This window comes from Desulfobacterales bacterium (assembly GCA_021647905.1).
Taxonomy (GTDB): Bacteria; Desulfobacterota; Desulfobulbia; order Desulfobulbales; family BM004; genus JAKITW01.
In genome coordinates this window covers 28,814-55,735 of sequence record JAKITW010000001.1, presented here as the reverse complement: position 1 = coordinate 55,735, position 26,922 = coordinate 28,814, and the positions used below count along the sequence as shown (strand labels likewise).

General features: G+C 58.4%; 25 protein-coding genes. 15 read left to right on the top strand and 10 right to left on the bottom strand.

Annotated elements, in window-relative coordinates:
- Positions 1-38 precede the first annotated feature (38 nt).
- The 4 genes from tadA to L3J03_00235 all read left to right on the top strand — a co-directional run bounded on the left by tadA (position 39) and on the right by L3J03_00235 (position 6,206).
- The gene (tadA, locus tag L3J03_00250; protein ID MCF6289425.1) at positions 39-1,697 is read left to right on the top strand and encodes a Flp pilus assembly complex ATPase component TadA; all 1,659 of its coding nucleotides are present in this window, start codon (positions 39-41) and stop codon (positions 1,695-1,697) included.
- Between the two features lie 3 nt (positions 1,698-1,700).
- Entirely contained in the window at positions 1,701-2,945 is a 1,245-nt protein-coding gene (locus L3J03_00245; protein ID MCF6289424.1) for a type II secretion system F family protein, read from the top strand.
- A 557-nt stretch (positions 2,946-3,502) separates the two neighbouring features.
- Positions 3,503-3,973, top strand: coding sequence for a hypothetical protein (locus L3J03_00240; protein ID MCF6289423.1), 471 nt, complete (start codon positions 3,503-3,505; stop codon positions 3,971-3,973).
- Positions 3,974-4,244: 271 nt separating this feature from the next.
- Complete coding sequence (locus L3J03_00235) at positions 4,245-6,206, top strand: tetratricopeptide repeat protein (GenBank protein ID MCF6289422.1); 1,962 nt, start codon at positions 4,245-4,247, stop codon at positions 6,204-6,206.
- A 29-nt stretch (positions 6,207-6,235) separates the two neighbouring features.
- On the opposite strand, the gene L3J03_00230 is transcribed toward L3J03_00235, so the two are convergent.
- Positions 6,236-6,631: a prepilin-type N-terminal cleavage/methylation domain-containing protein gene (locus L3J03_00230; protein MCF6289421.1), complete on the bottom strand. Its 396-nt coding sequence runs from the start codon at positions 6,629-6,631 to the stop codon at positions 6,236-6,238.
- Positions 6,632-7,071: 440 nt separating this feature from the next.
- Here L3J03_00230 and L3J03_00225 point away from each other — a divergent pair, with 440 nt between their 5' ends.
- Positions 7,072-8,514, top strand: a complete 1,443-nt coding sequence (locus L3J03_00225; GenBank protein ID MCF6289420.1) for an acetyl-CoA carboxylase biotin carboxylase subunit — start codon at positions 7,072-7,074, stop codon at positions 8,512-8,514.
- A 135-nt stretch (positions 8,515-8,649) separates the two neighbouring features.
- Positions 8,650-10,563, top strand: a complete 1,914-nt coding sequence (locus tag L3J03_00220) for a pyruvate carboxylase (GenBank protein MCF6289419.1) — start codon at positions 8,650-8,652, stop codon at positions 10,561-10,563.
- Positions 10,564-10,594: 31 nt separating this feature from the next.
- On the opposite strand, the gene L3J03_00215 is transcribed toward L3J03_00220, so the two are convergent.
- From L3J03_00215 to L3J03_00205, 3 genes are read right to left on the bottom strand one after another with little or no spacing between them, the layout of a single operon-like run.
- The gene (locus L3J03_00215; GenBank protein MCF6289418.1) at positions 10,595-10,906 is read right to left on the bottom strand and encodes an isoamylase early set domain-containing protein; all 312 of its coding nucleotides are present in this window, start codon (positions 10,904-10,906) and stop codon (positions 10,595-10,597) included.
- Positions 10,907-10,945: 39 nt separating this feature from the next.
- The gene (locus L3J03_00210) at positions 10,946-11,383 is read right to left on the bottom strand and encodes a DUF296 domain-containing protein (protein ID MCF6289417.1); all 438 of its coding nucleotides are present in this window, start codon (positions 11,381-11,383) and stop codon (positions 10,946-10,948) included.
- Between the two features lie 3 nt (positions 11,384-11,386).
- Positions 11,387-11,950 carry a DUF615 domain-containing protein gene (locus tag L3J03_00205; GenBank protein MCF6289416.1) on the bottom strand — a complete coding sequence of 188 codons (564 nt, stop codon included), beginning with the start codon at positions 11,948-11,950 and terminating at the stop codon, positions 11,387-11,389.
- Between the two features lie 324 nt (positions 11,951-12,274).
- Here L3J03_00205 and L3J03_00200 point away from each other — a divergent pair, with 324 nt between their 5' ends.
- Positions 12,275-13,450, top strand: coding sequence for an iron-containing alcohol dehydrogenase (locus L3J03_00200; protein ID MCF6289415.1), 1,176 nt, complete (start codon positions 12,275-12,277; stop codon positions 13,448-13,450).
- A 99-nt stretch (positions 13,451-13,549) separates the two neighbouring features.
- Here L3J03_00200 and coaBC read toward each other — a convergent pair whose 3' ends face one another.
- From coaBC to L3J03_00185, 3 genes are all read right to left on the bottom strand, one after another.
- Complete coding sequence (gene coaBC / locus L3J03_00195) at positions 13,550-14,758, bottom strand: bifunctional phosphopantothenoylcysteine decarboxylase/phosphopantothenate--cysteine ligase CoaBC (GenBank protein ID MCF6289414.1); 1,209 nt, start codon at positions 14,756-14,758, stop codon at positions 13,550-13,552.
- Between the two features lie 14 nt (positions 14,759-14,772).
- Positions 14,773-15,282 carry a hypothetical protein gene (locus L3J03_00190; GenBank protein MCF6289413.1) on the bottom strand — a complete coding sequence of 170 codons (510 nt, stop codon included), beginning with the start codon at positions 15,280-15,282 and terminating at the stop codon, positions 14,773-14,775.
- 176 nt (positions 15,283-15,458) lie between these two features.
- A complete protein-coding gene (locus tag L3J03_00185; GenBank protein ID MCF6289412.1) occupies positions 15,459-15,965 on the bottom strand; it encodes a nitroreductase in 507 nt (168 codons plus the stop codon).
- Positions 15,966-16,088: 123 nt separating this feature from the next.
- Here L3J03_00185 and L3J03_00180 point away from each other — a divergent pair, with 123 nt between their 5' ends.
- Both L3J03_00180 and L3J03_00175 read left to right on the top strand, forming a co-directional pair.
- Positions 16,089-16,919, top strand: a complete 831-nt coding sequence (locus tag L3J03_00180; GenBank protein ID MCF6289411.1) for a TatD family hydrolase — start codon at positions 16,089-16,091, stop codon at positions 16,917-16,919.
- Positions 16,920-17,053: 134 nt separating this feature from the next.
- On the top strand, positions 17,054-17,764 hold the full coding sequence (locus L3J03_00175) for a YggS family pyridoxal phosphate-dependent enzyme (GenBank protein MCF6289410.1): 711 nt from the start codon (positions 17,054-17,056) through the stop codon (positions 17,762-17,764).
- Between the two features lie 117 nt (positions 17,765-17,881).
- Here the strand turns inward: L3J03_00175 and L3J03_00170 are convergent, their stop codons facing one another.
- Positions 17,882-18,148, bottom strand: coding sequence for a PxxKW family cysteine-rich protein (locus L3J03_00170; protein MCF6289409.1), 267 nt, complete (start codon positions 18,146-18,148; stop codon positions 17,882-17,884).
- Between the two features lie 309 nt (positions 18,149-18,457).
- Here L3J03_00170 and L3J03_00165 point away from each other — a divergent pair, with 309 nt between their 5' ends.
- The 4 genes from L3J03_00165 to L3J03_00150 all read left to right on the top strand — a co-directional run bounded on the left by L3J03_00165 (position 18,458) and on the right by L3J03_00150 (position 22,458).
- Entirely contained in the window at positions 18,458-19,663 is a 1,206-nt protein-coding gene (locus tag L3J03_00165) for a type II secretion system F family protein (protein ID MCF6289408.1), read from the top strand.
- 62 nt (positions 19,664-19,725) lie between these two features.
- Positions 19,726-21,018 carry a phosphopyruvate hydratase gene (gene eno, locus L3J03_00160; GenBank protein ID MCF6289407.1) on the top strand — a complete coding sequence of 431 codons (1,293 nt, stop codon included), beginning with the start codon at positions 19,726-19,728 and terminating at the stop codon, positions 21,016-21,018.
- Positions 21,019-21,112: 94 nt separating this feature from the next.
- The gene (locus L3J03_00155) at positions 21,113-21,400 is read left to right on the top strand and encodes an integration host factor subunit alpha (protein ID MCF6289406.1); all 288 of its coding nucleotides are present in this window, start codon (positions 21,113-21,115) and stop codon (positions 21,398-21,400) included.
- 107 nt (positions 21,401-21,507) lie between these two features.
- Positions 21,508-22,458 (top strand): hypothetical protein, encoded by a 951-nt coding sequence (locus L3J03_00150; GenBank protein MCF6289405.1) that lies wholly within the window; start codon positions 21,508-21,510, stop codon positions 22,456-22,458.
- 169 nt (positions 22,459-22,627) lie between these two features.
- Here the strand turns inward: L3J03_00150 and L3J03_00145 are convergent, their stop codons facing one another.
- Both L3J03_00145 and L3J03_00140 read right to left on the bottom strand, forming a co-directional pair.
- A complete protein-coding gene (locus tag L3J03_00145; GenBank protein MCF6289404.1) occupies positions 22,628-23,044 on the bottom strand; it encodes a secondary thiamine-phosphate synthase enzyme YjbQ in 417 nt (138 codons plus the stop codon).
- Positions 23,045-23,091: 47 nt separating this feature from the next.
- Positions 23,092-23,949, bottom strand: a complete 858-nt coding sequence (locus L3J03_00140; GenBank protein ID MCF6289403.1) for a thioredoxin domain-containing protein — start codon at positions 23,947-23,949, stop codon at positions 23,092-23,094.
- An 866-nt stretch (positions 23,950-24,815) separates the two neighbouring features.
- Here L3J03_00140 and L3J03_00135 point away from each other — a divergent pair.
- Entirely contained in the window at positions 24,816-26,489 is a 1,674-nt protein-coding gene (locus L3J03_00135; protein MCF6289402.1) for a methyl-accepting chemotaxis protein, read from the top strand.
- A complete protein-coding gene (locus L3J03_00130; protein ID MCF6289401.1) occupies positions 26,470-26,919 on the top strand; it encodes a chemotaxis protein CheW in 450 nt (149 codons plus the stop codon). Before L3J03_00135 ends, L3J03_00130 begins: the two co-directional genes overlap by 20 nt.
- The last annotated feature ends 3 nt before the right edge of the window (positions 26,920-26,922 follow it).

Sequence of the window (26,922 nt, the reverse complement as noted above, 5' to 3'; positions counted from 1 at the left end):
CGAACAATACTCAAGCGGATCCCCAGGGCAAACCGGTCATGCAAATACAACCAGCCAAAAAAAAACGTTTTGGCGACATCCTGGTGGAAGGCGGGCTGATCACCGTTGATCAGCTCCAGCAGGCCCTGGCCTTTGGCAGGGAACGGCAGATCAAGCTGGGTGAGGCGCTGCGGGAACTGGGCTTTGCCACTGAAGAGACCGTGGCCAAAACCGTGGCCAAACAGCTCCACATCCCTTTCATCGATTTCAACCGGATCATCCTTGACCCCGAGGTGATCAGGCTCGTGCCGGAGATGATCGCCCGGAAGCATAAAATGCTCGCCGTGGGCAAACGGCCCGGGGAGACCCTGGTGGCCTTTGCCGACCCGCTGAATATCTTTGCCCTGGACGATGCTTCCCGCTACATCAAGGACCACATCGTCACCTGTGTTGCCGAAGAATCAAAAATAATCGCCGCCATTGACCGCTACCACGGAAACACGGCCCAGCCCATGCCCCCCCAGGCGAGCAAGGCAACCCGGGCCGCGGCCAAGGAGTTCGACGCGGTCCAGGCAGTGGACCGGATCATCCTCCAGGCGGTGCGCAGCCGGGCCAGCGACATCCATATCGAGCCCACCCCCAAAAAGGTGCGGACCCGGATCCGGGTGGACGGCATTCTGCGGGAATCGTTGAGTTTCCCGCTGGAGTCCCACCCCAGCATTGTCTCCCGGATCAAGATCCTCGCCCGGATGGATATCGGTGAAAAACGGAAACCCCTGGACGGCCGTTTCGAGATCCCGGTCTCCGGCCGCTCCTTTGACATCCGGGTCTCGACCCTGCCCCTGCAGGCCGGGGAAAAGGTGGTCATGCGGTTGCTGGACAAGGCCAAGGTCAGGATCAGCCTCCAGGATCTCGGCTTTGAGCCGGAGCAGCAGGATATTTTTGAAAAACATCTGCTCCATCCCCACGAGATACTCCTGGTAACCGGCCCCACCGGCAGCGGCAAGACCACCACCCTCTACGGGGCCCTGAACTACATCAACTCGCCGGAGAAGAATATCGTCACTGTTGAGGACCCCCTGGAATACGAGCTGCCGGGCATCAACCAGATCCAGGTCAATCCCAAGGCCGACCTCACCTTTGCCTCGGCCCTGCGGTCCATCCTGCGCCAGGACCCCGACGTGATCATGATCGGCGAGGTCCGCGACCTGGAAACAGCGGAGATCGCCATCCAGGCGGCCCTCACCGGTCACCTGGTCCTGTCTACCCTGCATACCAACGACGCGGTTGGCGCCGTGGCCCGGCTCATCGACATGGAGATCCCGCCCTTTCTCATCTCCTCCTCCCTGGGCCTGGTGGTGGCCCAACGGCTGGTACGGCTCCTCTGCCCGCTCTGCAGGCACTCCTTCAGCCCCCCTGCCGCCCTGCAGGAGGAACTGAACATCCCGGTCCAGGAGGATCGGGTTTTCTACCAGCCCGGCAGCTGCAAGGAGTGTGACGAGTCCGGCTACCGCGGCCGGATGGCTATCTACGAGATCATGCCGATCGGCAACGCCATCAAGGATCTGATCGTGACCAAATCGGCCAGCCACGAGATCGCCATGATGGCCGCGGCCGAGGGCGTTGTTCCCCTCCGCCGGGCCGGACTCAAGAAGGTTTTTGCCGGACTCACCTCTTTGGACGAGGTACTCCGGGTCACCCTTGAGGCCCAGGAGTAGGTCATGCCGACTTTCCGTTACCAGGCGATCAACGCCTCGGGAAAACAGATCAGCGGAAAACGGTCCGCTGAAATCGTCCATCAGGTGGAGACCTGGCTGGTTGAAAACAACATGACCCCGATCCGGATCGACATTGTCGCGGAACAGGAGGCTGGCGGCGATGCAGACATTTTCACCAGACTCAAACTCTCCCTTGCCGACCGGTTCGGCGGGGTGACCATCGATGACCTGATCCTCTTCTGCCGCCAGCTCGGCACCATGCTCTCGGCCGGGGTTGCGGTCCTGCAGGCCCTGGAGATCATGACCAGGCAGACCCTCAACCCCAAACTGGGCAAGCTGCTGACAACCATTGGCGCGGAACTGGAAGCCGGCTCCAGCATGAGTGAGGCCTTCAGCCTCTTTCCCCGGACCTTTAACCGGCTGTTCATCAATATTGTCCGGATCGGCGAAGAGACCGGCAACCTGAACAACTCCTTCGAGTACCTGGCTGATCTCTATGAAAACGAAAAAGACATCCGCGAGCGGATCAGGACCGCGACCCGCTATCCCAAGCTGGTGGTGATGGCCATTGTCGGCGCGGTGGCCTTTCTGATGACCTTTGTGGTGCCGAAATTCGTCACCCTCTTTGCCAGCTCCAGGACCGCGCTGCCCCTGCCCACCCAGGTCATGATCGCAGCCAGCAACTTCATGTCCCATAACTTCCTGGGGATCTGCGTGGCCGCGGCCCTGGCGGCAATGGCCTGGCATTATGCCCTGCAGTACGAAACCGTTGTCCTGGCCCGCGACCGGTTACTCCTGCGGCTGCCGATCATCGGCGAACTCTCGAAAAAGATCTACCTCTCCCGCTTCTGCCGGGTCCTGGCGGTACTGGGAAAAAGCGGCATTGATATCGTCAACGGACTCCGGCTGGCTGCCAGCGCCCTGGACAACCTGCTTCTTTTCCGCATGGCCGGCCGGATGCTGGACGACGTTGAAGATGGGGTGCCGCTTAACATCGCCATGGCCAAGCATCCCCATTTCCCGGCCATGGTGGTGCAGATGGTGGCGGTGGGCGAGGAAACAGGGGAACTGGATGCACTGCTCGACAAGGTGGCTGATTATTACGATACCGAGACCAACTACACCATCAAGAACCTGGCTACCCTGATCGAGCCGCTCCTGCTGCTGGTCATGGGCTGTGTGGTCGGGCTGATTGCCCTGGCCATCTTCATGCCGATGTGGGACATGATGAACGTGATGCGGGGCTGAAGACCGAATGACGCTAAGGTTTCGATAAACCCCGTACGTTTGAGGTTGGACCGGGAAAGGGGTTTTCTTATACCGAACGGTGTAGCGGACCCTGAGCCGCGGCCGTGACGGCAAAAGCGGAAATTGAAACAACTTCGGCAGGATATGCTTATGGCTTCCGAATCGCCGCCGCGGCGAAGCGAGTTCCTGCTTGATAGCCTGTTTATGAACAGGTCAGCCCTTCTCAATGGAGCGGCCGTCGGTAGAAGAAGACCCCTTTCCCGATAGGAGGGGTTTACTGAATGTTTACGAATGACGGATATAAAGAGAAAGTAAGCGTTCACCAGCACCCCATCTTCGCACGATCAGGCCGGCTCACATAGGCATACTATAGATTCGCCGGCCTGCTTGCACGAATCCGTGGCCCTGGTAAACGCTTACAGGCCGGTGGTTTCCGTAAATTTGTAACCCCTGGTGAACGGTTACAAGAGAAAGATAAACTCGCAGGTAAGCGAATTAAATGAGACTCCGAAAAGCCTGGATTCACCGCGGTAAAAAATTTAGTTTTAGAGGTTGTCATGATTGACCCAAGCCATATCAAGTCCCAGAAGCTGGTGAAATGTCTGCTGCAGACCAGGGACAACCGGACCTCCATCCGCTTCATTGAGCTGGAGAACTACAAGCTCTGGTCTTATATGATCACCCACAAACACGGTTTCAAGATCACGGAGACCTACCTGGGCCTGTGGATGAACGAGGAGGAGTTCGACTCCCGCCGTGAACTGATGGCCCATTACGGCAAGGTGACCAGGCTTAACCGGATCGTGATAACCGTGTATGACGATATCAACGGGTTTTCCCTGGCCATGAACCGGTATGTGCTCGATCACGAGACCGCGATGATGAAAAAGGTGCTCTCCTCCCATGTCCGCGAGGAGTTGAAGGCCAGCAACAGCTTTGAGATGCGGATTGTGCGCGGCTACGGGATCATCAGCCGGAAAAAGCTGGACAAGGCCGTGCTCGGCCTGTCCAGCGACCAGATATATTAAACGTAACTATTCAGCAGCACCCCACCCGGAGTCTACGCTTACCTGCGCGCGATCAGGCCGGCTCACATAGCAAACTATAGTTCTCCACCCTGCTTGCGCACATCTGAGGCACTGCTGAATAGTTACAGTATAGATGATACGAATAGAGACTTTCCGTCCTCTGCCTGCCCACCGAAGCTTTATGCGAAGGCAGGTCCTCTGTCCTCCATCCTCTGTATTCCGGCTTCTGATTTCTGAACCTATGACTCACTCCGAAAAAAATGCCGCCAGCATGCCCGCCCTTGCCAGGGCGCCTCTGTTCCCGGCAACCCCGGGCCGGGTTGAGATCCTCCATGGCCTGGTTCTGGCCGCCTTTATCTGCCTGGCCTACTATCCCTCCCTGGGGGCGCCCTTTGTTTTTGACGATTTCCCCAATATCATTGAAAACCAGGCGGTCCATCCGCAGAACTTCACCGAGATCATCAAGGCCCTGCACTCGCCGGTCTCGTCGAGCCGGGTGGTGGCCATGCTCTCCTTTGCGGTCAACTACTGGCTGGACGGCCTCAACGTGCTTGGCTATCACCTGTTCAATATCGGCCTGCACCTGATCAACTGCCTGCTCCTCTACCGGATTATCCTGATCTTTCCCCTGGCAACCACCTCGCCGTTGTCAGACAAAACCATTGACCACGCCTTCCGCTCCGCCCTTGCTTTCTGGTCAGCGGCGCTCTGGGCCCTGAACCCGGTGCAGACCCAGGCCGTGACCTATATTGTCCAGCGGATGACCGGCCTGGCCACCCTGTTCTACCTGGCGGCTATCCTGATCTTTCTCTGCTGGCGCCGGAAATCATTGTCCCTGGTCACTGCCTGGTTCCTGATCGGGGCCTGTTTCCTGCTCGGCCTGGCCAGCAAGGAGATCGTGCTCACCCTGCCCCTGGCCCTGCTCCTGCTCGATGCGATCATCGGGCCGTCTCCCAGGGCCAAACAATATCGGTTTATCGTAATCATCGGACTGCTGGCCGCACTGATCCCGGGACTCATCTTCCTGGAAAGGCTGCCGGACTGGTTCGCCACCTATCCCGGCCGGAACTTCAGCCCCTGGGAGCGGGTCATGACCCAGTGGCGAATCGTCTGGCATTACCTGGGCCTCTATCTTCTGCCGCTGCCCTCCCGGCTGCACCTTGCCTATGATCCGCTGGTCTCCCGCAGCCTGTTCAGCCCCTGGACCACCCTGCCCGGACTGCTTGCCATGCTCGGGGCCTGTGGCCTGGCCTGGCGTGTTCGCCTTTGCCGGCCGCTCCCGGGATTTGGAATCCTCTTCTTCTTTCTTGCCCTGGCCGTGGAATCGACCTTTGCCAACCTGGAACTGGCCTTTATCCACCGGCTCTACCTGCCCTCCGCCTTCCTGGTCCCGGCCGGGCTCTCAATGGTCTCCCCCAGATCCCTGCGCAGGTCAGGGGTGGCGCTCCTGCTCCTCCTGGCGCTCTGGTCATTCTGGACCATTACCAGGAATGACGAATGGAACCGGGCGGAACAGTTCTGGGCCGTTGACCTGGAACGCGGCGCCGCGCCGGCCCGGGCCTTGAACAACAAGGGCGCCGCGCTCACCGACGGCGGTGACCCGGCCGCGGCAATCGAGATATTCAACCAGGCCCTTGTTGCGGCTGAAACGGATACGGACCGGAAAATCGTACTCTACAACCTGGGCACGGCCCTGTTTCTGGAAAAGCGGTTCAATGAGGCGCTGGACGTGTTCAGGAAATTGCTCGCCGACCATGGCGCCTTCCGCCACAGCTATCTCTTCATCGGCCAGATTCTGTTGCGCCAGGGGCGGGAAGAAGAACTGCGCGACCTGATCAACCAGCTCAAGACCCTGGACGGACACGCCTTTGAGGCGGAGATCCTGGAGGCCGATATCCTGACCGTTGAAAAAAAATTCCCCGAGGCGGCGGCTGTATTGCAGGAGGCAATCCAACAAGAGTCGGCCGGACTGCTCGACCGGCAGTTGAAACTGCGGCTGGAACTGGCCCGGGTATTTATCCTGGCCAATGAAATCGAACAGGCCTACCAGACCTACCTGGAGATCACCAGGCTGTTTCCGCAGAACTACTTTGCCTGGACCCAGCTCCAGCGGATGCTGAAAGCGGGCGGTGACAATGAAGGGGCCGAGGCCATCCGGAGATTCCTGAAACAAAGGGGAGTCCGGCTCAGGCAAGAGCCGTCTCCCCTGTCTTCCTTGATCCCGGCCAACTAGCCGGCAAGAATAAAAAAATCAGCTGGCGGTTACCAGTCCTTGTGAAGAACCGCCTTGCGGGTCGGTGGGGTGCTGCCGCCGGGATCCTCGGTGGTGGCAATATTGATGGTATAGGTGGTGCCGGCCAGGCTGGCGGTGATCCGGGTGCTGGAGCCGTAGGTCCATCCTTCCGGGGTCCCATCCATGGCGGAAAACAGGGTGGTGGCATTGGTGATCGCAGTGGCCTGGCTGGCGCTCACCAGCCGGGTGGCGAAGTTGATCGCCGCCGCGGCCTGGGCCGCGCCATAGACCCCGTCGGCCGAGGCCCGGGCTGCTTCGGTGCGCAGGTTCTGATACTTGGGGATGGCCACCACGGCCAGAAGACCCAGGATTACAATAACCATGATCAGCTCAATCAGGGTAAAACCTCTCGCGTTCTTGACCATTTTGCGCCTCCACTGCTTCTTTTTTTAGGATAGTTTCCTGATATGGCTACATTAAGATCGGTCTTAAGGTGAAAACTAGTGTGTCTTTCTTACCATACTTTCCAGGGCTGTACAGTTTTTTTTTGCATTAATATTATCAACGATAACCGCTTCAAACGAATCGCTGCCACCTTTTTCTTGCCCGGCGGCCGACTCTATGCTAGAGTTAAAGAGTTGTCCCGACATGAATACCGTCATACAGGGCGACTCCATGAGCATATCCCGTGTCTCCTTCTTTTAGATTCCGCAGTTCCACGGATCGTTTTTAAAAGGGGTTTATCCAGGCGCTCGGGTGGTGGCGATATCCTTTCCACACCATCTCGAACGTCAAGGCACAACTGTAACAATCAAAAAGAAACCGCAACTCTGCAATATCAATATCCATGGCTTGAGGGATTGTTTTGAAGAAAAAAATTTTGGTTGCCAATCGAGGCGAGATCGCCCTGCGGATCATCAGGGCCATCCAGGAGCTTGGTTATAACGCCGTAGCAATCTATGAAACACCGGACAGCGAGGCCCTGCATATCCGGGTGGCTGACGAGGCGATCTGGCTGGGCGACGGCCCCCGCAGCGACTACCTGAACATTGACAAGGTAATCAAGGCGGCCAAGAAAGCCGGGGCCGACGCCATCCATCCCGGCTACGGTTTTCTGGCCGAAAACCCGGACTTTGCCAGGGCCTGCGAGGAGAACGGCATCACCTTTATCGGCCCCAGCCCCGAGGTAATCAGCAGCCTGGGCGACAAGGTCATGGCCCGGCGGATCATGGCCGAAGCCGATATCCCGATGGTGCCCGGTACCCGGGAACTGGCCGGTGGCGACCAGGGCGTTGCCGAGGCCAAGGCCTTTGCCGATACGCACGGCTACCCGGTGATGCTCAAGGCCAAGGCCGGCGGCGGCGGCCGCGGCATCCGCCGGGTGGATGACGAAAAGCAGCTGATCGAGGAAATACCCATGGCCCGGGCCGAGGCCAGGGCCGCCTTTAACAATGACGCCCTTTTCCTTGAAAAGGTAGTGCTTAATCCCAAGCATGTGGAGGTGCAGATCATTGCCGATAACTACGGCACCACGGTCCACCTCGGCACCCGCGACTGTTCGATCCAGCGTCGCAACCAGAAGCTGGTGGAAATCGCCCCATCGCTGATCCAGGACCAGGAACTCATTAACCGGATCTGCGAAACCGCGGTCAAGGCGGCCCGGGCCGCCAACTACACCAATGCCGGCACCGTGGAATTCCTGGTGGACCGGGAGATGAACTTCTACTTCATGGAGATCAACACCCGGGTTCAGGTGGAACATACGGTCACCGAGATGGTCACTGGCATTGATATCGTCCGCACCCAGATCAAACTGGCCCTGGGCAAAAAACTGGCCTTTTCCCAGGACGATGTCCAGATCCGCGGCTTTGCCATTGAGATGCGGATCAATGCCGAGGACCCCCAGAACAACTTCATGCCCGAAGGCGGCAAGACGGTGACCGTCTACCGCTCGCCGGGCGGCTACGGCGTCCGGCTGGACGGCTTCGTCTACCAGGGTTTTACCATCCCCGAGGTTTACGACTCCCTGCTGGTCAAACTGACGGTACACGGCTTCAGCTGGAACGAGACCGTGGACCGGCTGCGCCGCTGCCTGCGCAACTACGTTGTCGCCGGGCCCAAGACCACCATCCCCTACTACCTGAATCTGATCGACGACCCGGATTTCAGAAAAGGGGACTTTGACACCTCCTTTATCGACACCCATCCGGACCTGGTCAACTATCAGGACGATGACAACGAGGCCAACAAACTGGCCCGGCTGATCGCGGAGATCCATTTTAAGCAGGAAAACCCCTATGCCATCTAAGGGCACGGGAAATATAACCGGCAGGGCGGGACCGTACCGGCCGGGCACAACGAAATAATGAAAGGCGTCACTCCGGCATGACGAGTCCGGCACTTTGTGGCGACTTGCAGATAACTATAGAAGGAAGGAATCAACATGGAACAGATAGTTCAAGGCATGAGTATTACCGAGGTCCTGGATATATTCCGCCGGGCCGACGGATATTATGTCACCAATACCACCCGTGACATGTCCCAGTCCGATTTCAAGAACCGGATCCTGCTGCATACCGACCTGCTGGCCGCCCCGGCCCGGGAACGTTCCAGATATTTTTCCCTGGAGATCAGCGGCGGGGCCTCCATCCACGTGGACATCCTCCGCAAGCAGGTCGACCCCTTCCTCAAGCTGGAACTGCTGCGGGAAAAGATGCCTGACACCATGTTCCAGACCCTGTGCCGGGGGGTGAACCTGTTCGGCTACCGTCCCTATCCCCAGAACGTTATCCGGCTGGTGGTCAGGGAGTTTGCCAAGTACGTGGATGTGTGGCGGGTCTTTGACTTCATGAACCACGTCCCCAACATGCAGGCGGTATTCGAGGAGGTGCAGAAGGCAGGCAAGATCCTGGAGCCCTCGATCTGCTTCTCCACCGGCCCGGAACACACCGATGCCTATTATGTCGGCAAGGTGGGCGAGATCCTTGAGGTCACCGGCAACGAGATCCTGCTCTGTATCAAGAACCACGGCGGCCTGGGCACCCCGAAACGGATCGGCGACCTGGTCGCGGCGATCAAGCAGAAATACCCGGACCTGGTTGTCCACTACCACGGCCACAACACCGACGGCAACGACATCGGCCGGATCACCGCCGCGGTCCTGAACGGCGCCACCATTGTCGATGCCACCGACCATGCCTTTACCGGTTACTACGGTCCGCCGCCGATCCTGTCAGTGGTCCATACCCTGAAAGACCATGGCAAGACCGCAATAGGTCTGGACGAAAAGGCGGTGATCGAAACCTCGGAGGTGCTGCGCAACGAACGGGAGCATTACGAGTACTTTGAGTCCCAGTTCAAGGGCTTTTCACCCACCGTGCAGATTCACAAGCTGCCGGGCGGCGCCATGGGCTCCAGTTTCGAGCAGGCGGTCAAGGGCAAGTTCCTGGACAAGATGCCGGAGATCCTCCACAAGGAACTGCCCAGGGTGCAGATCGAGCTGGGCAACTGGTGGAGCGTGACCCCGGGTTCGCAGATCCTCTGGACCACTGCGGTGAGCAACGTGCTGGGCGGGGAACGCTACGGCAACCCGTCCGGCGACCTGAAGAACCTGCTGCTGGGCAAGTACGGCCCCTTTCCCTTCTATCAACCGGCGGACTGGATCTATGAAAAGGTGTTCGGCTCTGACTGGCGCAAGCTCCTTGACGAGCAAGACAATGTTGCCGATATCGAGGATATTGATATTGAAAAAGAAAGGGAGAACCTTGCCGTCAGGCTGGGCCGCGCGCCCACTGACCAGCAGTTGGTCACCTATCTCCAGCATCCCAACGATGCAGTGAACTTCTTCAAGTTCGAGGAGAAGTTCGGCCGCAGTTACGTGCTGCCGCCGAGCATCTTCCTGCGCCGGGGCGGCTTCAAGCTGGGCGAGACCCTGAAGTTCACCGACCATTACGGCAAGGAGCATATCATTGAGATCGGACCCAAGCAGAAGAGCGAGGACGGCACCGAGTCCAACATCTATCTCAACCTGGACCACCACCAGCGCTCCTTTGTCTTCCAGGAAGAGGCCCGGGAGGGCGCTGCCGCCGCTGAACCGGCGCTGAACAAGGCAGAAATCGAAAAGCTGGCCAGGTCCGGCGATATCCGCGCCCCGTTCGGGGCCAATGTGTGCGAGATCCAGGTCAAGGAAGACCAGGTGGTGGCCGTGGGCGACCGGCTGCTGGTCCTGGAAGCAATGAAGATGCAGACCCCGATCACCAGCACTGTCGAAGGCACGGTGATGGAGATCTTTGCCAAGCTGGGCGACGCGGTTCAGCCCGGCGACAAGCTGATAAAAATAGTTGCCGACGAGGAATAGAACCCGGCAATCCCGCTGGAAACGGCCTTTGTTACAATACCGTGATCAGCGAGTTCTCGGTGCCGTAGGGGTTGACAATCCGTTGGGGATTGGCAGGATCGGTCCACCAGCAGCCGTCCACCACAAAGCGGTACTGGTGGCGACCGGGCTCCAGGGCCACCTTTTTCTTCCAGATATCACCCCGGTACCTCCGCAGCCGGAACCTGACCGCGTCAGGTTCCCAGCCATTGAAATCACCGGCCAGAAAAACCGCAGCAGCTCCCGGGGCATGGAGCTGAAACAGGACAACAGAGGCGCCCTGGCGCAACCTGCTCCCGGCCCTGTCTGTTCTGTCTGCCGCCATCAATCAATCCTCCCTCTCCACCCGCCCCGGACCCAGGTATCAATAAAAGGCCAGCCGGTTGAATCCGCCGGCCTCGAACCAGGGCCGGCCCGCCTCAACTCCCTGCACCTCGACGATAAAGACCTCAAGGATGAGATATACCCTGGTCTTTTTCCGGACACAGGCGATGAGCCCCTCGCCCTGCTCGCCCAGGGCCGCGTGAAGATGGATTCTGGGCCCCTCGTCATCCCAGAAGATGGTGCCAAAGCCGAGTACCTCCCGGGCGGTGTCAATATCCCGCCAGATCGGCTCCGGCGGCATCACCGGCTCCTTTGGCCCGACCACCACCCCTGCCTGCCGCAGGCCGCCCAGCACCTGAAACCAGCCGCACTTGATCTCCTCCTTGCGGGCCAGCTCCCGCAGCCCGCCCAGGAAATCGTCGCCATCATCAAACCGGACCGTAAAAACCCGGCCGATACTTCCGCTTCTGTATTCCATGAATTATTCCCTTTTCCCGGCAAATTTTTGCCGTTCCATGGCCGCCTTGAGCTGACGGAAGACCTCGCGCCGGTATCGGGGATTCCGGGTCCGGGCAAAATCCCGGGCCGATCCGGTTACCGCCTGGACATCAAGTTCCGGAAAACCGCGCACCGCCGTGGCCAGGGCATCCCACTCGGCCTGCCTTTTTTCAGGAACCGGCCCGCCCTGCTCCTCAGCCTCCCCGGCCTCGATAATGGCAGCGGAAAGAATCGCATCCCGGAACCGCTCCAGCTCATGAAATTCCCTTGTTTCCTGCAGATGGGAGCCCTTGCGCTGCTTCAAAAAACCGAGCAGTTCCAGCACCGGTCCTTGCTGGCGGAGGAACCTGGCAAGATACTTTATCTGCCGCTTTCGGGCTCCCCCTTTCAAAGGGTGCGTCCGGAGAATCTCATCCCGCAGTTCGTCATCGCAAGGTAATGCCCTGATATTCTTGCCGGACAAGGCGGCCAGTTCCTGGGCCAACTGTTCGATCTGTTTGTACTGCCGCTTGATTTCGGATTTACTGGGCCGCTGTTCCATGATCATTCCCAGGCCTCTTCGCCTGTCGTTCGGGGTGTTTTTCAATGTCTTTTATCCAGGCCCGGCATTAGTGCCTTGGAAATTATTTTCTTGTTTTTTTCGCAAGAAAATAATTTTGTGAAGGCACTTATCCCCGAATAGGGGTTAGACTGTGTCGTCTGGAATCATAAACCGGACGACCGGTCCAAAGCTCAAGGGATGTATTATGGATTGCTTCCCGCGCCATGCGCCCCACCCGGGAATCCACACATTCCGGATGGCCAATCAACTTAGCACGCATCAGCTAAAAAATACAGCGGTGTGACTTGATCACACGGCGAAGGATCTGCCATGCACACCCAATCATTCACCATCACCCAACCCACCCGCATCCGTTTCGGCGCCGGCGTGATCAACGATCTTGCCGACCTGGTGGCTGAGACCGGCGGCAGCAAGGTTTTTCTGGTTATTGACCCCGGGCTCAAGGCCGCCGGCCTGCTTGACCGGGTCACCGCACCCCTGACCAGGGCCGGAGTACCGGTTACCATCTTCGACCAGGTGGAGCCGGAACCCGGACTCAGGCTGGCCGATGCTGGCACGGATCTGGCAAAAAAGGCCGGGGCCGATTGCGTGGTCGGGGTTGGCGGCGGCTCGGCCCTGGATATTGCCAAGGCAATCAGCATTCTGCTCACCAACCACGGCAAGGCCGAAGACTACCTGGGGCTGGGCAAGATCAAAAAACCCGGGGTTGCCAAGATCATGGTCCCCACCACGGCCGGCACCGGCGCCGAGGTCACCTTTACCGCGGTATTTATCAATGAAAAAACCCGCTCCAAGGGCGGGATGAACGGTGACCCCCTCTATCCCGAGGCGGCCCTGCTCGACCCGGAACTGACCAGAAGCCTGCCGCCGGCCGTAACCGCGACCACCGGCATTGACGCCTTTGTCCATGCCCTGGAGGCCTACACCTCCACCCAGGCCCATCGGATCTCGGAGATGTACTCCCTGGAGGCCATGGAGTTGATCAGCCGGAACCTGCCCATCGCCTATGCCAACGGCGATAACATCGAGGCCCGTTCAGCCATGCTGATGGGCAGTCTGCTGGGCGGCAAGGCCCTGGCCACCGCCGGGGTCGGGCTGGTGCATGCCATGGCCTATCCCCTGGGCGGGATGTTCAACATTCCCCACGGCCTGGCCAATGCCGTACTCCTCCCCTATGTGGTGGCCTACAATATCATCGGCTGCCCGGAAAAGTATGCGGTGGCGGCCGAGATAATGGGCTATGACACCGAGGGGTTGAGCGAGCGGGAGGCCGGCGAACTGGCCGTTGAGGCGATAATCCGGTTGAACGGAGATGTAAATATTCCCGAGACCCTGGCAGGGCTTAACATCCCGAGGGAAAAAATCCCGGAGATGGCTGAAATCGCCCTCACCGTGACCCGGCCGGTGCAGAACAACCCGCGCAAGCCCACCCTGGCGGAGGTGATTGCCGTCTACGAGGCCGCTTTCCAGGGGTTTTCAGAATAAAGAGACCGGCCTGACTGGTTACTGCTGAAAAACCCCGATCCGCCGTTACCATTAACAGGTAGCTTTCCACCTTCCCTGGAGTCTTGTCTTGGTTGAAATTCAGGAGAGGAGATCGACAACCCGGTCCCAGATCCGGGAGGCGATCTCTCCCTTGGAAAGCAGCGGCGACTCTTCTTCTCCCCCGGTCCGGTCGATGAGCAGCACCCGGTTGGTCTCAGTGCCGAACCCGGCGTCAGGGTCGGTGATGTCGTTCACAACAATCAGATCGAGCTTCTTGGCCTTGAGTTTACGGCGCCCCTCAGCGAGCAGATCACGGCTCTCAGCGGCAAACCCCACCAGCAGCGGCATTTTTTTATCCCCGCGCCTCTCCCCCAGTTCCGCCAGGATATCAGGGTTCCGCACCAGTTCCAGGGTGTTGCCGGCGTCATCTTTTTTAATCTTATGCGCAGCCATGTGCGCGGGCCGGAAATCCGAAACCGCGGCGCTCTTCACCACCACCGCGGCCCGGTCAACAGCGGCCAGCACCGCATCCCGCATCTCCAGCGCGGTATCCACCCGGATCATCTCTATCCCCGGAGGAGGGGGCAATCCGGTGGGCCCGCTGACCAGGATGACCCCGGCGCCGCGGTAACGGGCGGTCCGGGCCAGGGCATATCCCATCTTGCCGGTGGAACGGTTGGAGAGGAAACGGACCGGATCAAGGTGTTCCCGGGTCGGGCCGGCAGTGACCAGGACGGTATGCCCGGCCAGATCCTGGGGAGAAAAAGCGGCCCGGATCGCCTCCTGCACAAGATCCCACTCCGGCAGCCGGCCGGGCCCCTCGTCGCCGCAGGCCATGGCACCGGCACCAGGATCGAGCACCGTGTAACCGTATCCCCGCAGTCGCTCCAGGTTGGCCTGGGTGGCCGGGTGGGTATACATCCGGCAGTTCATGGCCGGACAGACCAGGAGCGGTACCCGGGCCGCCAGGGCCACGGTGGCAAGCAGATCTTCGGCCAGGCCGTGGGCCAGCCGGGCCACGGTCCGGGCCGTGGCCGGGGCGATCAGAATCAGGTCATGGTCCCGGGCCAGGGAAATATGGGGAATCGTCTCCGCGGCCCGGCGGGCAAACATATCGGTATGGACCGGATTCCCGGACAGGGCGGCAAAGGTGAGCGGGGCCACGAACCGGGTAGCGGACCCGGTCATCACCACCGTCACCTCGGCCCCGGCCCGGCGCAGTTCGCGGAGCCAGTCCACGGTCTTGTATGCGGCAATGCTGCCGGTGACACCCAGCAGGATACGTTTTCCGGAAAGGATATCAGTCACAACGGACCTGCTGGTTAACGGAAGGTGCTGCCACCACCCGGGTTCATCCCGGTCCGGGCGGCAATATCATCGGTAACATAGATGTAGACACTGGTCTTACCGCTGTACTTGTTTTCAAAAATACTGATGGTACAGGTCTTGTACGGCTTGGTAAAGGCCAGCAGGATATTTTCGTACTTCACCGAACCCACCAGTTTCCACTGGTTATTGGCCATGGAGTTGACAAAGAAGTCGACCAGCGAGTTGACCTCCACCCGGCCGTCGAATTTCAAGGTGCCGCCGGCAAAGGATTCGGTCTTGATCGACATGCTGTTTTCCCGGTCCCAGGTCAGTTCGGCAGGCACCTGGATATCCTGGAAATCAACAGCCGCATAGGGGGCCGGCGCCGGGGCCGGCGGGGCAAGGGTCTCGTCACCCTGGCCGCTGAAGTTCATTTCGGCACAACCGGCCAGAAACAGGGCCATGCCGAGAATCAACAACCAGATCCGGCCGCCGGTCTTTCCGCTTTTCGGTAATACTCTCATTATTGCTCTCCTCTTCTCACAGTTGAAACCAACGGGCCCGTCAATATTGTCGGTCTCGCAACAACCCGCGTGTCAATCGTCTGATGTATTGTTAGAAGACAACGGACGTGTGTCACCTTGTAAGTTGTTGGCTTAGTTGGGTGTCATTTGAAGCGTTTGGGATTGTTACGAACCCGTCAATACTCCTTGAGTACCAGTTCACTCACCGGCTTACGTTTGGAACTCTGATTCCGGTGCAGGGGATGACCAATGGCCAGGACCGCCATCAGATCATACTCGGGACCCAGGTCCAGAATCCGGTTGACCTGCTGCTTGTTTTTCAGAATCTGGCCCAGCCAGACCGCGCCCAGACCCAATGCCTCAACGGCAAGCAGCATATTCTCGATACAGGCCCCGGCGGCCTGGTGGTCCTTGACCGGGTCATACATCATGTTCTCATCCAGATAGACGACGATCAAGGCGCGGGCGGCCCGGACGATATGACCGTAACGGGTCTGTTCCGCCAGCTGTTCACGGATCCTGTCATCGCGGACCAGGACAAAACGCCAGGGCTGGTTGTTCAATCCGGACGGGGCCCAGGATCCGGCCCGGATGACCTCCAGAAGCTGTTCCCGGTCCACCTGCTGCCCGCTGAACTCACGGATACTCCGACGCCCGTATATGGCCTCCAAGACCGGTGACATCACATAAGCCCTCTTTACCTTTTCAGAAATGATGGTAAGAATAGTCGGTCCGCTGAGAACTTGTCAAACAATTTACCCTGTCCGACACAAGAGAGGTTCACGGTTCACGGTTAAAAGAAACAAATGAAGAAGAAAAAACGTTCTCCCCTCCCCCTGCTTCCCGCCGGGGTCACGGTGGTGGACACCCACTGCCACCTGGAGATGGCCGCCTATCAGCCGGACCGGGAGGAAGTACTCCAGGCGTCAGCCAAGGCCGGGGTCACCCGGGTGATCACCATCGGCATTGACCTGGAAACATCCCGTCAGGCCCTTGAGCTGGCCGACCGGCATGGTGACGTCTTTGCCACGGTGGGGGTGCATCCCCACAACGTGGCCGATATCTCCGGCGCGGACTATGAAAGCCTTCGTTCCCTGGCCGCCTATCCCAAGGTGGTGGCCTACGGCGAAATCGGCCTCGACTATGTCAAGTGCTATGCCCCCAAGGAACAGCAGCGGGAACATTTCCAGCGCCAGATCGAACTGGGCAGGGAACTGAACCTGCCGCTGATCATCCACGATCGGGGGGCCCACGATGAAACCATGGCCGCGTTGACGGCCGCGGCTCCGTTTCCAGCCGGCGGAGTGATGCACTGTTTCTCCGGCAACATCCATCTGGCCGAACAGGTCATGGAGTTAGGCTTCCATATCTCCATCCCCGGGGTGGTGACCTTTAACAAGGCCGAAGAACTCCACGAGGTGGCCGCCCGGGTTCCTCTATCAACATTACTGCTGGAAACGGACGGCCCATTTCTCGCCCCGGAACCGTGGCGCGGCAAAAGGAATATGCCGGCCTACATTCTCTATACCGCGGACAAGATCGCCCGTCTTCGCAACCTCTCACTGGAGGAGGTGGCCCGGCAGACCACGGAAAACGCGGAAAAGCTCTTCCGGTTGCCAGCCCGGACGCCCCGATGATTGCCGGAATCGCAAATAGTCCGGTTTTACCGCAGAGGGCGCAGAGGGCACAGAGGTAATTATTTAAAATAATATCACTTTCTTGCGTGCTCCGCATCCTCTGCGGTTAACTTTTTCGTTGTTGCGAATGCATCATGGTTGACATAGGAAAAAATCTCGAATCGATCCGAAAACGGGTGGCGGCGGCAGCCGTCCGGGTGGGCCGCCACCCGGACGGGATCGGCCTGGTGGCAGTGTCAAAACGGGTACCGCTGGAACGAATCCAGGAGGCGGTGTGCTGCGGGCAATTTCTTTTTGGCGAAAATTACCCCCAGGAGGCCCGGGACAAGATTACCCGACTGCCGGAAGCGCTCCGCCGTAAGGTCAACTGGCATTTCATCGGCCACCTGCAGAGCAACAAGGCCGGTATCGCGGCAGAGCACTTCCAGGTAATCGAAACCGTGGACCGGATCAAGCTGGTCCGGGCCCTGGACCAGCGACTCCAGACCCGCAACCGGAAGCTCCGGGTCCTGGTCCAGGTGAATATCGGCCGGGAATCCCGGAAATCAGGGGTCTTGCCGGAGGGGTGCGGCGCCCTGCTCCGCGAGATATCCCGGGCCCGCAACCTTATTGTCACCGGTCTGATGGCCATTCCGCCCCATGCCGACGACCCGGAAACCAGCAGGCCTTATTTCCGGCAACTCCGGCAATTGGCCGAGGCGCTGCGGCAAGAGGGGCTGCTGGGCCGGGCCGGGCCGGTGCAGTTATCCATGGGCATGTCCAATGATTTCGAGGTGGCGATCGAAGAGGGGGCAACCCTTGTCCGGATCGGCACCGCCATCTTCGGCCCCCGGCGCCTTGCCTGACTGCAGGCAAATCCGCACCACCCGTGACCGCTCAGGTCTGCCCGGGAAACAGCCCCAAAAAAAAGACCCCCGGACAGGTCACCGGGGGTCTTGCCAACAACAAAATCGTTATATGGATCAACTCATTTTCTTGGAGGCCCGCTTTGCCGCCTTCAACGGGTTGACCCGGATCTTGGCGGTGACGATCTCCGGCTTCTCATGGGTGGCAAAGTTACAGATACCCAAACGCCATTTTGACGTGGGGCTGACATAGGTGCGGCAGTACTTGACCGCATCGACCTCGACCACCCTTTCACACCCCTCGCATTTCTCGACAACGGGCTGGAACATACCGCTTGCAAACTGATCGGTGCTGACCGACTGGGCTGCAGACTGTTTTGCCATGACAACAACCTCCTTGGCTGGACAATTCTTTCTATATTCATGCTCCGCAGACCCGGACCACATCTTAAGAACAGGGGTTGCGGAATATCTTGATACGGACCGTGATCCGGCTCCTCCGGATCGTTTACTTCAAAAGAGCGACGATACTAAAGGAAAAAAAGCAAGATGTCAATGAAACAAACCAGAAAATAATCCGGCCCCGGGTAACAGCACTCTTGTTTTATCAACCATCTTACTATAGAATAACACAGATTTTTTTACCATTACCAAGGCGGATTCCTACACTCAAGCAACAAGGGAGTATTATCTATGCCTGTCTATATCTGGAAGGGAGTGAATTCCTACGGCGAGAAACGAAAAGGCACCCGCGAGGCGACCAGCGAGGCCGCGGTCCGCTCCTACCTGAAAAAAATCCGCATTACGCCCAGTTCGATAAAGCAGAAGCCCAAGGACCTGTTGGAAGGCATTGCCATATTCCAGCCCAAGGTCACCGGCAAGGACGTGGTGATCTTCACCCGGCAGTTGTCCACCATGATCGACGCCGGCCTGCCCCTGGTCCAGTCCCTGGAAATACTCGGCGACCAGCAGGATAATCCGACCTTCAAAAATATCCTCCGCCAGGTCAGGGCGGACGTGGAAAGCGGCACCACCTTTGCCGACTCCCTGAAAAAACACCAGGATGTGTTTGACAATCTCTACTGCAACATGGTGGATGCGGGCGAGATCGGCGGAATCCTCGACACCATCCTCTCCCGCCTGGCAATGTTCATGGAAAAAAGCATGATCCTGAAAAAAAAGGTCAAGGGCGCCCTGACCTATCCGCTAATCTGTCTCTGCATCTCGGTCGTAATCCTCGGTGTCATCCTGATCTTTGTGGTGCCGGTATTCGAGAAAATGTTCAAGGACTTTGGCTCGGCCCTGCCCGGCCCCACCCAGGTGGTGGTCAATATAAGCAATTTCGTGACCAGCAATTTTCTCATCATGCTCGCCGGGGTGGTGGTAATCGTATTTGCCTTTAAAAAATATTATAAGACCGATAAAGGCGAACGGCAGATCGACGCCCTGATGCTCAAACTGCCGGTTTTCGGCGAGTTGCTGATGAAGGTGGCGGTGGCCAAGTTCACCCGGACCCTGAGCACCATGCTGCAGAGCGGGGTGCCGATCCTCGAGGGGCTGAACGTGGTGGCCAAAACCGCGGGCAACCGGGTCATTGAAACCGCTGTGTTCCGGGTGGCCGATGCGATCAGCGAAGGGCGGCCGATTGCCGAGCCCCTTGAAGAAACCGGGATTTTCCCGGGCATGGTCGTCCAGATGATCAACGTGGGCGAGGCAGTGGGCGCCCTGGATACGATGTTGGAAAAAATCGCCGCGTTTTATGATGAGGAAGTGGACCAGGCCGTTGAAAACCTGACCGCGATGATCGAACCGTTCATGATGGTCTTTCTCGGCGGCATGATCGGCGGCATGGTCGTGGCCATGTATCTGCCCATCTTCAAAATGGGCGAGGCCGTATAGTAAACTGTCTGTCTATTCAGAAATAATTTTTTTGTTCAAGGTCAAGGAGCGCAAAAAAAATAATGGGTGAAATAACAGGTGTTATCGGCAGAGAAGTTATCGACTCGCGCGGCAACCCCACCGTGGAGGTGGACGTGCACCTGGAGTCCGGGGCCACCGGCCGGGCCCTGGTTCCCTCCGGCGCCTCCACCGGCAAACTGGAGGCCCTGGAACTGCGGGACAAGGCCGGAAAACGGTTTGGCGGCAAGGGGGTCCTCAAGGCGGTCGCCAATGTCAATGAGATCATCGGCCCGAACATCATCGGCCTGGAGTCCACCCGGCAGGTCCTGATCGACCAGGCCATGCTCAGGATGGACAATACGGCCAATAAAAAAAAACTGGGCGCCAACGCCATCCTCGGGGTGTCCATGGCCGTGGCCAAGGCATCGGCCATGGAACTCGATCTGCCGCTTTTTTCCTATCTGGGCGGGGTCAACGCCAAGGTCTTGCCAGTACCGATGCTGAACGTCCTGAACGGCGGCGCCCATGCGGACAACAACGTCGATATCCAGGAGTTCATGATCGTGCCCGTTGGCGCCGACAGCTTTGCCACGGCCCTGCGGATGGGGGTGGAGACCTTCCACGCTCTCAAGGGGGTGCTGAAAAAAGCAGGTCATCAGACCGCAGTGGGCGACGAAGGGGGCTTTGCCCCCAATCTCCGTTCCAACGAAGAGGCCATGGAGTTCCTGCTGGAGGGCATTGTCCGGGCCGGATACAAACCTGGCCGGGATATATTTATCGCAGTGGACGTCGCGGCCAACGAACTATACGACCCCAAGGGAAAATGTTACCTGCTCGCGGCGGAGAAAAAACCAAAGAAAGAAACAGCTGAGTTGATCGCCTTTTACCAGGAATGGGTGGATAAGTATCCGTTGATATCCATTGAAGACGGGCTGGACGAGAGCGACTGGGCCGGCTGGCAAGAACTGACCCAGCGGCTGGGCGACAAAATCCAGTTGGTCGGCGATGACATCTTTGTCACCAATACCGCCATCCTGGCCAAGGGAATCGCCACCAGGGTGGCCAACTCGATCCTGATCAAGCTCAATCAGATCGGCTCGGTCAGCGAGACCATCGATGCGGTGGAGATGGCCCAGCGGGCCGGTTACAGCGCGATTATTTCCCACCGCTCCGGCGAGACCGAGGACACCACCATCGCCGACCTGGCCGTGGCCCTGAACACCGGCCAGATCAAAACCGGGGCTCCGTCCCGGACCGACCGGGTGGCCAAATACAACCAGCTCCTGCGCATTGAAGAAGAACTGGGCGCTGCGGCCCGCTATGCCGGGAAAAACGCCTTCAAATTTCTTTCCTGAGGAAGTATCTTGACAAAAAGTAATAATCCTGATTAGTTGGACTTTAGCTGTCAAAAACTGATTTTTTGTTTCTTGATAATGGAGGAGCGAGGCGATGACACTGACAAAGGCGGATCTGGTCCAGCAGATTTACAAGACCCACGATAATATGACCAAGGCGCAAGCCACGGAAGCTGTCGAGGCCCTCCTGCGAATCATGAAGGACTGCCTGGCCCATGACAATGATCTGCTGATCAGCGGCTTCGGTAAATTCAACGTCAAGGACAAAAAGGCGCGCCGGGGCAGGAACCCCCAGACCGGGGAGGAGTTGATTCTGCCGCCGAGAAGAGTGGTCACCTTCAAGCCTTCGGGAATCCTGCGGTCATTGATCAACAAGCAGTAACCAACCATTTTTAAAAACAACACAACCGCTGTCAAGAGGGAGAAGACCCGTGCCCGGGGTATCTCCCTCTTTTCTTTTGCAGCCACCGGGTTACGCCAGGCAAGCCCATGCACGAACACTTTGCTGTTGAGCGCATCCCCTTCAGCCGGATCGACTGGCAAGACACCACGTTCAGCCTTTCTCCGGTTGAGGATGAATTAGTTCCCGAGCCCCTGGCCGCCGCCATAAGCCGGGTAGGGAGAATCCTGCATCCGCCCATTGTCCGGAAAAAAGCAGCAGCAATCCAGATCGTATCAGGCCGTAAACGGCTTCTGGCGGCCCGCGAGATATTAAAACTCCAGGCCTGCAACTGCCTGATTTTGCCCGGAGACCTTCCGGCGGAGGAACTGTTCACCATCCGGCTTGAAGATGCAACCACCTTCAGAGACCTTTCCCCGGTAGAGCAGGCAGTCTTCCTGGCCAAGGCCGGAACCGTATTTGCCGAGGCCGATATCGTCCGGATCTTTCTGCCGTTGCTCGGTCTTGCCCGGCAACCATTCCGCATCCATCGACTTCTCGCCCTGCTCGACCTGGAAGAGCCGCTCCTTTCAAGCCTGGACCGGGGACTGCTTGACGAGGCCGCGGCCCGGGACCTGCTCGAACTTTCCTTTCGCGACCGGATGGTTCTGTTCGAGATCATCAGGGATCTCAAACTGAGCACGGGCAACCAGCGAAAACTGGTGGCCTCCTGCCGGGAACTGGCCGGCCGTCTACGGACAACAATTGCCGAGATCCTGACCGGCCCGGGGCCGAAGCAGATCCTCGAACACCCCGGGGCCAACGCCCCCCAGAAAGGGGGCAATCTGATGGCCTGGCTGCAGGCTCAACGGCTGCCCCGCTACAGCGAGGCGGAAAAAGAATTCCGCCGGCTGGTCGGCAGCCTCGGCCTGCCCAGGGGAACGGCCCTGGGCCACAGCCCCTATTTTGAAAAGGATACCCTGACCCTGACGGTGACTTTCAAAAACCAGGATGATTTTTTGAAATACTGGCCCGGGGTGCGCAACGCGCTGCCGGAATAAAGGACTCTTGGCCCACTAACGGGGGCCAGGGGTTCCAGGTTCACGGTTCAGAGGTTCAAGGTTAAAAGAAACAAATGTAAAACCCTTTTCATGCACTTGGTAGTAATCAAAACCGTTGAACCCTTGAACCGTGAACCTGGAACCTGGCTGGTGAACCTGGAACCTCTCTCTATTCGCCGATGATCTTTACCAGCACCCTCTTCCTTCTCCGACCGTCGAACTCACCGTAGAAGATCCGCTCCCAGGTACCGAAATCGAGCCGGCCATCGGTAACCGCCACCACCACCTCCCGTCCCATGACCTGTCTCTTCAGGTGGGCGTCGGCATTATCTTCATAGCTGTTATGCCGGTATTGGGACACCGGCTCATGGGGGGCGAGCTTCTCCAGCCAGACCTCGTAGTCATGGTGCAGGCCGGACTCGTCGTCATTGATGAACACCGAGGCGGTGATATGCATGGCATTGACCAGGACCAGTCCCTCCCGTATCCCGGACTGCCGCAGACACTCCTCGACCTCGGCGGTGATATTGATAAAGGCCCGCCTCAAGGGCACCTCAAACCACAACTCCCTGCGATAACTCTTCATCAGTATTATCTCCTGCAATAAAATCCGGAGCCGAGGTTCGGCAACAGCTAGTCCTGCTTATCGATTCGCGCGAGTTCCCGGGAAACCGCCTGTTCCAGCCCCTTGAGCGTAAGTCTCCGGACCCGCTGACCGTTGACGAACACGCTGGGAGTGGCGCCCACTCCGTCCCTTTCACCCTCTTCCTTGTCCTGTTGAACCTGCCGGCGGATGGAATCACTCGCCCGGTCCCGGAGGAACCGGTCCATGTCCAGATGAAGATCCCGGGCAATGGCCAGGATCTTCTCAGCATCCAGGCCATCCGGTTCAATAAAAAGGGCGTCATGAAATTCCCAGAACCTGCCCTGATTATGGGCCGCCATGGCCGACGCCGCGGCACTGAAAGCGTACTCGTGCTTTGTCAGGGGGAAATTCTTGAACACCACCTTCACCTGGTCGGGATAACGTTCCTGCACCTGCTTGAGGATCGGCGCCAGCCGGGCACAGAAAGGACATTGAAAATCGCTGAAAACCGTCACCGTCACCGGGGCTCCGGGCCTACCGAGAAAAGGGGCGTTGGCAGTATCGATCTCAGCCACATAGCCCACCGCCATCACCTGGATATTCTTTGCCCGGCGATCCCGCAGGAACAGGATAGTGCCGTCCGGCGAGGCCTCGATTCCATCCACACCGGCCGCCACGGTGATCTTCCCCAGCAGCCGGCCGTCGGGACCTAGAACATCCACCCGGCCGCCCTTGGCAAGAACAAAGATGTATTTGCCATTGGCCGGGATGACGATATCAAGCGGCACCGTCCCGGTGGCCAGGGTCTGGAGATGCTCGACCCTGAAGCCGGCCTTGACCAGGCCAGGCCCGGCCGCCGCAAACACAAAGATAATGCACAACAAACGAACAATCCGAAACAGCATCAGCCAACCCTCCATTATGAAACAAAAGAAAAATGCACCGCAAGAAAATTCAGGACCGGGACCCCACCTTGAAACGGCATACTTTTACGTCAGCGTTCACCAGCACCCCATCTTCGCACGATCAGGCCGGCTCACATAGGCATACTATGGATTCGCCAGCCTGCTTGCACGAATCCGTGGCACTGGTAAACGCTTACCGGCCGGTGGTTTCCGTAAATCTGTAACCCCTGGTGAACGGTTACACTTTTACCATGCCCCCCGGGGAAAAGCCAAGAAAAACGGCACCACCGATCCACTGCCTGCCGGCGGTAACCGAGCAGCGGGCATGAACGATCGTCGGGACCGGTAACCCCGCAAAAGTACCACACAAATCAATTGACTTCGCTTCGGCATGTAGTATATTTCATGGTTATGTTATGGCTTGAAAGAGTTACGTGGCGGACCAGTGGTGGCCGCGCGCCGATCCAGGGCGGGAACTCCACCCTTCCCCTGTCCGGGCTATCCTTGTTCCGCTTATTCACAAGGGCTGCCCCGTCAAATATGATGAACCCGTAACAACCCGAAATGCTTCAAATGCCACCCAGTGAAACCAACAACTTACAACGTGACACACGTCCGTCTCGCGGGTTGTTGCGAGACCGACAAATATGATGAACCCGTAACAACCCGAAATGCTTCAAATGCCACTGAACGAAATCAACAACCTACAATGTGACAGCCGCCCATTGTCCTTCAACAAAACGTCAGACGATGGGCAGACAGACACGCGGTTGCCGCGAGACCGACAACCGTGGCAGGTCAACAAAAAAACCGGCCGGCCACCGGAAAACATTCGTGTTGAACGAAAAAGGCATGCTTAAGGGGTTATGATGACAACAATCGCTAGGAATCTGGATGTTAAGTGGCGTCTTGTGGGCTTTGTCAGCTTTCTATTACTGCTGATGATCAGTGCCGGAATCGGCGGGCTGAACGGGATGAAAAATGCCAACAACTCACTATCGGCCGTCTACCTCAATGAAGTCCTGCCGCTCAAGGAACTGCGGGAAATAGACTATATTTTCCAGAACTCGTTTGCCAGCACCGTGGACAAGATCCTGTTCGAACAGATCACCTGGGAGGAGGGCCGGAAAATCATCGAACAAAGCAAGGCCCGGCTGGAACATAAATGGACCAAGCTCATGGAAACGCCCTCCCAGGGAGAAGTCGCCGCCGACATCGAGTGGCTGAGCCCGGCCATGCCGCTGATTCCGGCAACCGAGGAGGTAACCACCCGCGTTCTTGCCCTGATCAAGAACCAGGACGTCAACCGCCTGGACGCCTATACCGATGAAAAGCTTTATCCACTGGCCGACACCTACGACCAGGTCATCGGCGCCCTGATCAAAAACCGGCTCTCCGCGGTCAAACAGCAGTATGAGGAATCCCAGCAGCGCTACAGCACCTTCAAAACAATCTTCATCGTTATCATGATCATGGCCATTGCTGTTTCACTGCTGGCCAGCCTGCTTCTGATCAAGGGGATAGATACCCCGTTGAGCAGGATTACCGGGGCCATGCGCAACGTCATGCAGGGCGACCTGACCCAGCGCCTGTCCCATGCCCGGCACGACGAATTCGGCCTGCTGATCAAGGGCTTCAACCAGATGTCCGATTACCTTGCCGAACTGGTTGCCCAGATCCAGCGCTCCGGGATCCAGGTCACCAGTTCGATCACCGAGCTTGCCGCCACCAACAAGCAGCAGGAGGTCACGGCCAACGAACATGCGGCAACGGCCAGCGAGATCGCCGCCTCGACCACGGAAATCGCCTCCACCGGCGACAGCCTGCTCCTTACCATGAAACGGGTGAACAGCCTGACCAGAAACGCCGCCTTTGCCGCCAAGGAGGGCCATTCCGGCCTGGAGAACATCGACCAGGCCATGGTCAAGATGGAAGATGCCACCGGCCTGATCGTCAACAAGCTGCAGATCCTGGGAGAAAAGGCCGGCAACATCGCCGGGGTCATCCAGACCATCAACAAGATCGCCGACCAGACCAACCTGCTCTCCCTGAATGCGGCCATCGAGGCGGAAAAGGCCGGCGAGTACGGGGCCGGCTTTGCAGTGGTTGCCACTGAAATCCGCCGGCTGGCCGACCAGACCGCAGTGGCGACCTTTGACATTGAGCAGATGGTCCGGGAGGTGCAATCCGCTATCTCCGCCGCGGTAATGGGCATTGATAAATTCGCTGATGACGCCCACCGGAACGTTGACGAGGTCCGCGAAATCGGCGAACAACTGCGGGGCGTGATCGAACAGGTCGAGGTTCTGACCCCCCAGGTCGCAACCCTGACCGATGGAATCGAGGCCCAGAGCCTGGGCGCGAAACAGATCAGCGAGGCGGTCAACCAACTCAACGAGGCGGCCCAGCAGACCGCCGAGTCGCTGACCCAGACCAGTTTCTCCATCTCGCAACTCCACCAGGCCGCCATGGGGCTCCAGGAGGCAGCGGCCCGTTTCAAGGTTAGGCCGGAGGACGAGGATGCTGCTCCTCCTGTTTAACATCGGCGACGGCCGCTATGCCTTGACCGCTGAACAGATAGTGGAGGTCGTCCCCCTGGTCAAGGTCAAGGAGATCCCGCTGGCCCCGGACTACGTCGCCGGCCTGATGGACTACCACGGCAGACCGGTCCCGGTGATCGATCTCTGCCGGTTACTGATAAAAAAACCTTGCGAGATCATGTTGAGCAGCCGGATCATCCTGGTCCATTACCCGACCACCGGCAGCAGGACCAGCACCCTGGGGCTGATCGCCGGCCAGGTAACGGAAGCGGTGAAAAGCGACCGGGCCGAGATACCCCCGTCAGGGGTGTTGATGGACGAGGCCCTGTATCAACACCACGGGACCGAGTCGGCCAGGGACAAGATGGTTCAGTGGTTCGACTTGAAAAAAATGCTCCCGGGCCAGGAAATCTGCAAGCTTTTTCAATAATGA

Excerpts from the sequence above, each read along its gene's own strand:
- L3J03_00235 (MCF6289422.1), top strand. The coding sequence starts at position 4,245 with ATGCCCGCCCTTGCCAGGGCGCCTCTGTTCCCGGCAACCCCGGGCCGG.
- L3J03_00185 (MCF6289412.1), bottom strand. The coding sequence starts at position 15,965 with ATGTCACCGGTCTTGGAGGCCATATACGGGCGTCGGAGTATCCGTGAG.
- L3J03_00140 (MCF6289403.1), bottom strand. The coding sequence starts at position 23,949 with ATGCTGTTTCGGATTGTTCGTTTGTTGTGCATTATCTTTGTGTTTGCG.
- L3J03_00240 (MCF6289423.1), top strand. The coding sequence starts at position 3,503 with ATGATTGACCCAAGCCATATCAAGTCCCAGAAGCTGGTGAAATGTCTG.
- L3J03_00130 (MCF6289401.1), top strand. The coding sequence starts at position 26,470 with ATGCTGCTCCTCCTGTTTAACATCGGCGACGGCCGCTATGCCTTGACC.
- L3J03_00170 (MCF6289409.1), bottom strand. The coding sequence starts at position 18,148 with ATGGCAAAACAGTCTGCAGCCCAGTCGGTCAGCACCGATCAGTTTGCA.
- eno (MCF6289407.1), top strand. The coding sequence starts at position 19,726 with ATGGGTGAAATAACAGGTGTTATCGGCAGAGAAGTTATCGACTCGCGC.
- L3J03_00205 (MCF6289416.1), bottom strand. The coding sequence starts at position 11,950 with ATGATCATGGAACAGCGGCCCAGTAAATCCGAAATCAAGCGGCAGTAC.
- L3J03_00210 (MCF6289417.1), bottom strand. The coding sequence starts at position 11,383 with ATGGAATACAGAAGCGGAAGTATCGGCCGGGTTTTTACGGTCCGGTTT.
- L3J03_00175 (MCF6289410.1), top strand. The coding sequence starts at position 17,054 with ATGGTTGACATAGGAAAAAATCTCGAATCGATCCGAAAACGGGTGGCG.
- L3J03_00230 (MCF6289421.1), bottom strand. The coding sequence starts at position 6,631 with ATGGTCAAGAACGCGAGAGGTTTTACCCTGATTGAGCTGATCATGGTT.
- L3J03_00150 (MCF6289405.1), top strand. The coding sequence starts at position 21,508 with ATGCACGAACACTTTGCTGTTGAGCGCATCCCCTTCAGCCGGATCGAC.
- L3J03_00145 (MCF6289404.1), bottom strand. The coding sequence starts at position 23,044 with ATGAAGAGTTATCGCAGGGAGTTGTGGTTTGAGGTGCCCTTGAGGCGG.
- L3J03_00200 (MCF6289415.1), top strand. The coding sequence starts at position 12,275 with ATGCACACCCAATCATTCACCATCACCCAACCCACCCGCATCCGTTTC.
- L3J03_00220 (MCF6289419.1), top strand. The coding sequence starts at position 8,650 with ATGGAACAGATAGTTCAAGGCATGAGTATTACCGAGGTCCTGGATATA.
- L3J03_00165 (MCF6289408.1), top strand. The coding sequence starts at position 18,458 with ATGCCTGTCTATATCTGGAAGGGAGTGAATTCCTACGGCGAGAAACGA.
- L3J03_00215 (MCF6289418.1), bottom strand. The coding sequence starts at position 10,906 with ATGGCGGCAGACAGAACAGACAGGGCCGGGAGCAGGTTGCGCCAGGGC.
- L3J03_00190 (MCF6289413.1), bottom strand. The coding sequence starts at position 15,282 with ATGAGAGTATTACCGAAAAGCGGAAAGACCGGCGGCCGGATCTGGTTG.
- L3J03_00180 (MCF6289411.1), top strand. The coding sequence starts at position 16,089 with ATGAAGAAGAAAAAACGTTCTCCCCTCCCCCTGCTTCCCGCCGGGGTC.
- tadA (MCF6289425.1), top strand. The coding sequence starts at position 39 with ATGCAAATACAACCAGCCAAAAAAAAACGTTTTGGCGACATCCTGGTG.
- L3J03_00155 (MCF6289406.1), top strand. The coding sequence starts at position 21,113 with ATGACACTGACAAAGGCGGATCTGGTCCAGCAGATTTACAAGACCCAC.
- L3J03_00245 (MCF6289424.1), top strand. The coding sequence starts at position 1,701 with ATGCCGACTTTCCGTTACCAGGCGATCAACGCCTCGGGAAAACAGATC.
- L3J03_00135 (MCF6289402.1), top strand. The coding sequence starts at position 24,816 with ATGATGACAACAATCGCTAGGAATCTGGATGTTAAGTGGCGTCTTGTG.